Genomic DNA, 7,619 nt, shown 5'->3' with positions numbered 1-7,619 from the left:
CGGCGGCTGGCGGCGTGGCCGCGGCGGACGAGGCCCGACGCTCCGAGATCGGTGAATGACTCGGCTGATCGGATAGGGGGTAGGTGGCCGGGAATCTGGCGGGAGTGAGAGTGGTCATGGTGGTTCCTGTTGGGTTTGGCGCCGCCATATCGACCGAACTCGGCGGTTATTTCGACCGAACTCGGCGGTAATTTCGACCGAACTCGGCGAGGAACGGGCGCGGCGGCGGGGTGAGAAGATGCGAAGAAGATGAACGCGAACCCAAGGGGCAGCGGAGTGCGACGAGCGCCCACGGGCGACTCGGACTCTGACCGTTACTCGTGTAAACAGCGACGGCTGGCGCTGTCAGCGCATCCGCATTCGACGCATGCTCTCGGCGCGCGCCATCAGGGCACGGGTCGTGGGCGTCGAAGTGGTCATGGCGCGAGAGTAGCTGAGCCACCACCGTGCGTGTCAAGGGCGCGCGGTATGTGGGGGACCGGCGTAGACAGGCGGGCCAAGAGCGTCGGCAGGGCCCGTTCCAGGAAGGAGATCAGGTCCGGCTCGTCGGTGGCGAGGTCTGCGGGCTCCTCGGTCAGCGCCATGCGCATCGAGCGTTCGGCGACGGCGAAGACGAGTTCGGTGGTGTCTTCGGGACTGAGCAGGCACTCGCGGCCGATCGATGCCAGCCCGGTTATCAGCACGCTGCCCAGCCGGCGTTTGAAGGCGGCATGGCCCTCGCGCAGGAGAGCGGCTCCGGCGTGGTCGCCTGCGCGTGCGATGTAGGCGGCGAATTCGTGCTGCAGCAGGAACAGCTCGCGTGAGATGGGCATCGCGCCGAGCAGACGGGAGGTGAGGCCGGCCAGGCCCGCCGCGACCTCGGAGTCGGTCTCCGGGGCACTCGCCTGCGCGCCGTGAGGCAGTTCGTGCACCACGGAATCCTCCACGAATTCGATGATGGAGGCCCACTGCTCCTCGGCCAGGCGCTGCACGAAATGGTCCATGTCGGTGAAGTTGGAATAGAAGGCGCCGCGACTGAAACCGGCCCGTGAGCAGATGTCTCCCACGGACGTGCCTGCGATGCCCTGATCGGCGATCAGTTCGCGGCCGGCCGCCAGCAGCAGCGCCTGCGTCTGGGCGCGCCGTTCGGACGGTACGGCGCCGATCAGCCGGCGCACCGCGGCCCGGCGGGCCGACAGGCGCACACCGGCCGCCTCAATGAAATCCGCCGCGTGCTCCCTACTCGTGTCCATGACCGGATCATCATGTCATTTCGTACCGGTCCGCGTCGGTTGCGACATCCGCGGTGACGGTTCTAGGGATGTTCTCGGCATCTGTCCGGGAATTCTTCGTCGACTGCTCGCTCTCCTGTCAGACCCGCAGGATACAGCCATGTATTGAAAAGTCGATACATACCTGTATCGCCGCTTGGCGGAACTCAGGGGAGGCAACTGAAAATGAAGAGGCTCAGCGGATCACGCATCACGAAGCTGATAGTGGTGATCGCGGTATCGATCGTCCCGCTGCTGTACGCGGGTCTGATGACCCTCGCGTACCAGAACCCCACCAACCGGCTCTCCGACATCAAGGCCGCCGTCGTCAACGAGGACTCCGCATACACGGCCACCCTCGCCGACGGCAAGACCAAGACCCTCAACCTCGGTGCCGACCTGACCGATGCACTCACCCACCCCGACGGTGAGGAATCGGTCGGTTTCACCTGGGAGCAGATGGACGCCGCGACCGCCCAGGCGGATATCAGGACGCAGAAGGTCCGCGCCATCCTCTACATACCCGCCGACTTCTCCAAGATCGCCTCCCGAGTCGGCTCAGAAGACCCCTCCGACGCCGTCACCCAGGAACTGGAACTCGTCACCGACGACGGCGTCAACTACCTGACCGACTCCCTGGCCGCCACCGTCGCCTCCGAGTTGTCCAAACGCCTGGAGCAGGAGGGGGCCGAGCGTGTCCTGTCCACCCTGCTGCTGAGCGTGTCCACCGTCCGGGACGGGCTCGTTGAGGCCTCCGACGGTGCCACCGCCCTGGCCTCCGGCGCCTCCAACCTCGCCGACGGCGCCTCCAACCTCGCTACGGGCGCCGCCACGGTCGACTCCGGCGCAAAGCGGGTGGCGGTCGGGGCATCCGCGGCGGCCTCCGGCGCAACCGACTTGACCTCGGGCGCCACCGACCTGTCCACCGGAGCCTCCGACCTGTCCGCGGGTCTGACCGACTACGTGGACGGCGTTGATCAGGCGTACGCGACTCTAAGCGGTGAAATCGACCCCGGCGCCCGGGAACTGGCCACGGGCCTGACGACGCTGTCCGACGGCGTCGGTTCCACGACCGACTCGGCGGCGGCCGGCCAGGAGACGCTGTACGGGGCCGCCAACGATCTCGCCTCCGGCGCCGCCGCCGCGGTCAGCGGGATCGGAACCTCCTCCGACTCGGCGGCGGCCGGCCAGGCGACCCTGTACGGCGTCGTCAATGACTACATCGGCGGGGTGAGTGCCACGCGGGCGGGAGCCGGCCAGGTCTTGGACGCGCTTGCGGGCGTCTACCAGCAGTGCGTGAGTGAACACGGTCAGACGGACGCGACCTGCCAAGCCATCACCCGGGTCGCGGGCGCCCTGGGAACCCCCACGGATACGGCCGACTCCGCCACCGTGCTGGGCGGGCTCAACGCCCTGACCGCCTCCGGTTCAGACGTCACCGGCGCCGTCGGCCAGGTCGCCTCCGGCGCGGATCAGCTCTCATCCGGCACCATCCGGCTGCAAAGCGCCGTCGGCCAGATCGCCACCGGGGTGACGGAGGCGTCCACCGGTGCCGCCACCCTGGCCGGGGCACTGGGAAGGAGTGCCGATGTCTACGATGCCTCCACCGGCAGTGGTGCCACCCTCACCGGGGTGCTGGCGGCCCTGTCCGCCCGGGGCGACACACTCACTGCCGGTGCCGCCACCATCAGCAGCGGGGCGAGCCGGCTCGCCACCGGATCCAATGACCTGTCAGCCGGCCTGAACACCCTGTCGGCCGGGGCATCCACGCTCTCCTCGGGCACCTCCCGCTTGGCCGGCGGCACGAACGCGGTCAACTCCGGTGCGCGTAACCTGTCTGCCGGCGCCGGTGCCCTCGCCTCCGGTCTTGATGGCGCCGCAGCGCAGATCCCCGACTACACCGCCGCCCAGCGCCGGACCATGACCGAGGTCGGCGCCGACACCGCCGGAGTCGGCGTCATGCGGGAACACCCCGTGGCCAACAACGGTGCCGGCTTCACCCCGATGTTCATGAGCCTGTCCCTGTGGGTCGGCGCCATCTCACTGTTCCTGGTCCTGCCGGCTCTGGACAGGCGCGACCACGGCGAGCGGTGGTACGCCGCGGCCACCCGCCCTGCCGTCACGGCCGCCCTGCTGGCCGTCGCCCAGGCCGTGGTGATGATGGTGGCGGTCAATGCCGCCGGGGGCATACATGCCGCCAACCTGCCGGGCCTGTGCGCCATGGCGATCGCCGCGTCGCTGACCTTCGTGGCCATCAACCAGGCCTGCCTGGCCACCCTCGCCTTCCGAGGCCGCTTCGTGTCCGTCGCCCTGCTCAGCCTGCAGATCGCATCCATGGGCGCGACCTTCCCGATCGAGACCACACCGCGCTTCTTCCAATGGATTCACCCCTACCTGCCGATGAGCTACACCCAACTGGCCTTCCGGCGGCTGATCGCCGGCGGCGGCGTGGATGGGATCTACCTGCAAACACTGCTCGTGTTGGCCGTCTGGGCGCTGGCCGCCTGGGCCTTCATCCTGCTGGGTGCCCGCCTGCGCCGCGGCCCCAGGCCGTTACCGGCCGACAATGCCCTGGCGCCCACGGCAGCCTGACCTGGTCCGCTGCCGGGGTGGTCCGCTGTCGGGGTGGTCTGCTGTGGCCCGGACTGGCCGGTGCGCATAGGCTTGGGGATTGTGCCGATCCCCGTCGCCCGCGTCCCGCGCCGCTGGCCCGCCCTCCTGTCAGTGCAGACGACGCCGCCACCCGACCTACCCACCACACCCGGTGGCCTGCTGCGCGCAGTTACTTGGATGAGCGGGCCCGCCATCGGCTGCGGCGTGGTCGTAGCCGCCGCCTCCTACCTCGCTCAAGCGCTCACCCCTCTGGTGCTGGGAGAATTGCTCGACGCCGGACTGGAGGCGGGCCTGACCACTCGCCTGCTGCCCGGACTGGCCGCGCTGCTCGGCCTGGTGCTGCTCGGCTCACTCACCGCCGGCCTGGAGGACGCCACCGGCTTCGCCGCCTGGGCCGGCGCCTGGAAACCCACCATGCGCGCCCCCGCCCACCGGCTGGGCCTGCGTTCGCGCGCCGTCACCCGCCAGATCGCCAGCGGTGACGTAATCGCCGCCATCACCGCCGACTCCGACAACATCGGTGAGCTGATGTACTTCGGCGTCAACGTCATCGGTGCACTGATCAGCGTCGTCGCCGTCGGCGTGCTCATGCTGCGCACCTCCGCGGCCCTGGGACTGCTGGTGCTGATCGGCCTGCCGTTCGTGCTGGCGCTGGTGGGGGCCTTCATCCGGCCCCTGGACCGGCGCCTGTCGGTGCAGCGCGAGGAGCAGGGGCGCCTATCCACCATCACCACCGACGCCGTGGCCGGCCTGCGCGTCCTGCGCGGCATCGGCGGGGAGGACGTCTACGCCGCCCGCTACGCCGAGGCCTCCCGCCGGGTGCGCGACGCCGGCATCCGCGTCGCCTCCACCCAGGCGCTCCTGGCCACCGTCAAGGCCGGCGCACCCATGGTGTTCACCGCCGTCGTCGTCGGCGCGGGCGCCCGTGCGGCCCTGACCGGTACGATCACCCCCGGCCAGCTGGTCACCTTCTACGGCTACACCACCTTCCTGGTCGGGCCGCTGGGTGTCATGGCCGACCTGATCCAGTTCTCCACCCGCGCCTGGGTGGGCGCCCGCAAGGTGGCCCGCATCGAGGCGGTCGAGCCGCTCACCGACGACGCCGAGGTACTGCCCGGGGCGCACCTGGACCCGGCCGGCGACCTGACCGACCTCGGCACCAGAATCGTGCTGCGCGGCGGGCGGATGACCGCCCTGGTGTGCGCCGACTCGGCCCGGGCCGCCGCCCTGGCCGAGCGTCTGGGTCGTGCCGATGACGCCGATGGTCCCGTCACCCTCGGCGGCACCGATCTGCGGACGGTTCCGCTGGAGGAGGTGCGCCGCACCATCGTTGTGTCCGCCGCCCAGGCTGAGGCCTTCGCCGGGACACTCGCCGAGGAGATCCTCGGCGACGAGATCCCCCTGTCCGGCCCACGCCCGACCGCTGACATCATCCGCACCGGCGCGGTGGCCGGCGCCCACGGCGATGCCGGGCCGGCGGCCGGCGGTGGTGCGCCGCCACTGACTCCCGACCAGCGAGACCGTGCCGAGCACGCCCTCGCCGTTGCCGCGGCGGGCGACGCCCTGGACTCCCTCGGCGGCCTGGACGGCCAACTCACCGAAAAGGCCCGCAATGTCTCCGGTGGGCAGCGTCAGCGCCTGGTGTTGGCCCGCGCCGTCGCCCGCCGTGCGCCCGTGCTGGTGCTGGTCGAGCCCACCAGCGCCCTGGACTCTCACACCGAGGATCTGGTGGCTCGGCGGCTGCAGGCGGAGCGGCGGGGCCTGACCACCGTCGTCGTCACCTCCTCCCCGCTGCTGCTGGGCCGCTGCGATGAAGTGGTGCTGCTCGACGTCGGCGCGGCAGGACTGCGTGAGCTGGCCCGCGGCACCCACCACGAGCTAAGCGGCCTGGACGCCTACCGGGCCGTCGTCGAACGCGGAGCCGAAACTGGAGGAGCGTCATGAACCGGCGTCTGCCCGTCGCCGACGCCGCCGCCGTCCGCCGTCGCGCCCTGAAACTGATCGGCGAGCACAGGGGCGCCGTAGCCGCTGTAACCACTCTCCAGCTGCTGGCCGCCCTGGCCGCGGTGGGCATCCCGAGGGTGCTCGGAGCCATGGTGGACCTGGTGGCGGGAACGCCGGGCGCCGAGGCCGCCGGGCGGCTGCAGGCGCTCATCGCCGTAGTCATCGCCCTGGCGATGGGCAACGCCGCCCTGACCGGATGCGGCGAGTACTTGGCCCGCGTACTGGGGGAGCGGGTCTTCGCCGAGCTGCGTGAGCGGCTGGTCGGGTCGGCCATGCACCTGCCGCTGTCGGTGGTCGAGTCCGCCGGCACGGGCGACCTGCTGGGGCGCACCGGCCGCGACCTGGAGTCCATCCGCACCGTCGTTCAGCGCGGCGTCAGCCAGATCCTCGTCATCGTGCTCACGCTGCTGACGATCGTGGCCGCCGCGGTGATCACCTCCCCAAGGCTCAGCCTCGCCATGATCGTGCCGCTACTGGCCGTGGTGCCGGCGTGGCGCTGGTACCTGCGCCACGCCGTGCCCGCCTACCGGGCCATGAACGCCATGTGGGCGGAGGTCGACGGCGTCATCGCCGAAACCGCCGACCAGGCCGACACCGTTGACGCTCACGCGCTCGGGGCGCGCCGCAACCGCATCCTGGACCGGGCCACAATCGAGGTCTGGGCCACCGAACAGTACACGCTGTGGCTGCGCATCGTCCTGATCACCGTGCTGGGGCTGGGGTCATTCGCGCCGGTGATCGCCGTCGTCGCCTGGGGCGCCTGGCTTGCTGGGCACGGTGCCGTCACCCTCGGTGCTATCACCACGGTGGCGCTGTACGCCATCCAGTTGCGCACGCCCGTTTCGGAGGTGACCTTCTGGATCGACTCCCTGCAGTCGGCGGGTGCGGCCATGTCCCGGATCGTGGGTGTGGAATTGGTGCGCCCCGACCGGGAGGCCACCAGCGGGGCGGTCACGGGTCGGCCTCCGCGTGTGCGCGGCGTCTCATACGCCTACCGGCCCGGACACGACGTCTTGCACGACGTCGATCTGGAGCTGATCCCGGGGGAGCGGCTGGCCGTGGTCGGCCCATCCGGCTCCGGCAAATCCACGCTCGGCCGCATGCTCGCCGGCATCCACCCGCCTACCCGCGGGCGAGTGACGGTGAACGACGGCGAGGACGGCGACGAAATCGATCTGACCGCGCTCACGGAGGACGCCCTGCACCGTGAGGTGGCGCTCGTGACCCAGGAGCACCACGTCTTCGCCTGCAGCCTGGCGGACAACCTGCGACTGGCGCGCACGGACGCCACCGACGCCGAACTCAAGCGGTCACTGGAAGCAGTGGGGGCTGATGACTGGGTGCGGGGTCTGTCCGACGGCCTGGAGACCCGCGTCGGTGCAGGCGGTGCGCAACTGACCCCGGGGCAGGCTCAACAGGTGGCGTTGGCACGCATCGTGCTGATGGATCCGGCCACGCTCGTGCTGGACGAGGCCACCAGCCTATTGGATCCAAGCGCCGCCCGCTCCGCCGAGCGCTCGCTCGATGCCGTCCTGGCCGGGCGTACTGTGGTGGCCATCGCCCACCGGCTGGACACGGCCGCGGCCGCCGACCGGGTGGCGGTGGTGATCAACGGTCGAATTGTGGAACTTGGTCCGCATGCGGAGTTGTTGGCCGCCGGCGGCGAGTACACCCGCCTGTGGCAGGCCTGGGTCAGCACCTGACCGCCCCATCCCCCGCGAGGTCGGTAGAAGTTCCGTGCCGAGGTCGGTA

General features: G+C 70.6%; 4 protein-coding genes. 3 read left to right on the top strand and 1 reads right to left on the bottom strand.

Annotated features, from left to right (window positions below; translation table 11 throughout):
• Positions 1-416 precede the first annotated feature (416 nt).
• Complete coding sequence (locus tag Q4A20_RS14320) at positions 417-1,232, bottom strand: TetR/AcrR family transcriptional regulator (protein ID WP_303124004.1); 816 nt, start codon at positions 1,230-1,232, stop codon at positions 417-419.
• Positions 1,233-1,436: 204 nt separating this feature from the next.
• On the opposite strand from Q4A20_RS14320, the gene Q4A20_RS14315 reads away from it, so the two are divergent.
• From Q4A20_RS14315 to Q4A20_RS14305, 3 genes are all read left to right on the top strand, one after another.
• Entirely contained in the window at positions 1,437-3,842 is a 2,406-nt protein-coding gene (locus Q4A20_RS14315) for a YhgE/Pip domain-containing protein (RefSeq protein WP_303124002.1), read from the top strand.
• 81 nt (positions 3,843-3,923) lie between these two features.
• Positions 3,924-5,807 carry an ABC transporter ATP-binding protein gene (locus Q4A20_RS14310; protein ID WP_303124000.1) on the top strand — a complete coding sequence of 628 codons (1,884 nt, stop codon included), beginning with the start codon at positions 3,924-3,926 and terminating at the stop codon, positions 5,805-5,807.
• Positions 5,804-7,570: an ABC transporter ATP-binding protein gene (locus tag Q4A20_RS14305; protein ID WP_303123998.1), complete on the top strand. Its 1,767-nt coding sequence runs from the start codon at positions 5,804-5,806 to the stop codon at positions 7,568-7,570. The genes Q4A20_RS14310 and Q4A20_RS14305 overlap by 4 nt, the downstream gene beginning before the upstream one ends.
• The last annotated feature ends 49 nt before the right edge of the window (positions 7,571-7,619 follow it).

Source organism: Actinomyces sp. (assembly GCF_030530635.1).
Lineage (GTDB): Bacteria > Actinomycetota > Actinomycetes > Actinomycetales > Actinomycetaceae > Actinomyces.
The sequence above is the reverse complement of the archived record's forward strand: the minus strand, read 5'-3'. Positions and strand labels throughout refer to the sequence as shown.

Excerpts from the sequence above, each read along its gene's own strand:
- Q4A20_RS14320 (WP_303124004.1), bottom strand. The coding sequence starts at position 1,232 with ATGGACACGAGTAGGGAGCACGCGGCGGATTTCATTGAGGCGGCCGGT.
- Q4A20_RS14315 (WP_303124002.1), top strand. The coding sequence starts at position 1,437 with ATGAAGAGGCTCAGCGGATCACGCATCACGAAGCTGATAGTGGTGATC.
- Q4A20_RS14305 (WP_303123998.1), top strand. The coding sequence starts at position 5,804 with ATGAACCGGCGTCTGCCCGTCGCCGACGCCGCCGCCGTCCGCCGTCGC.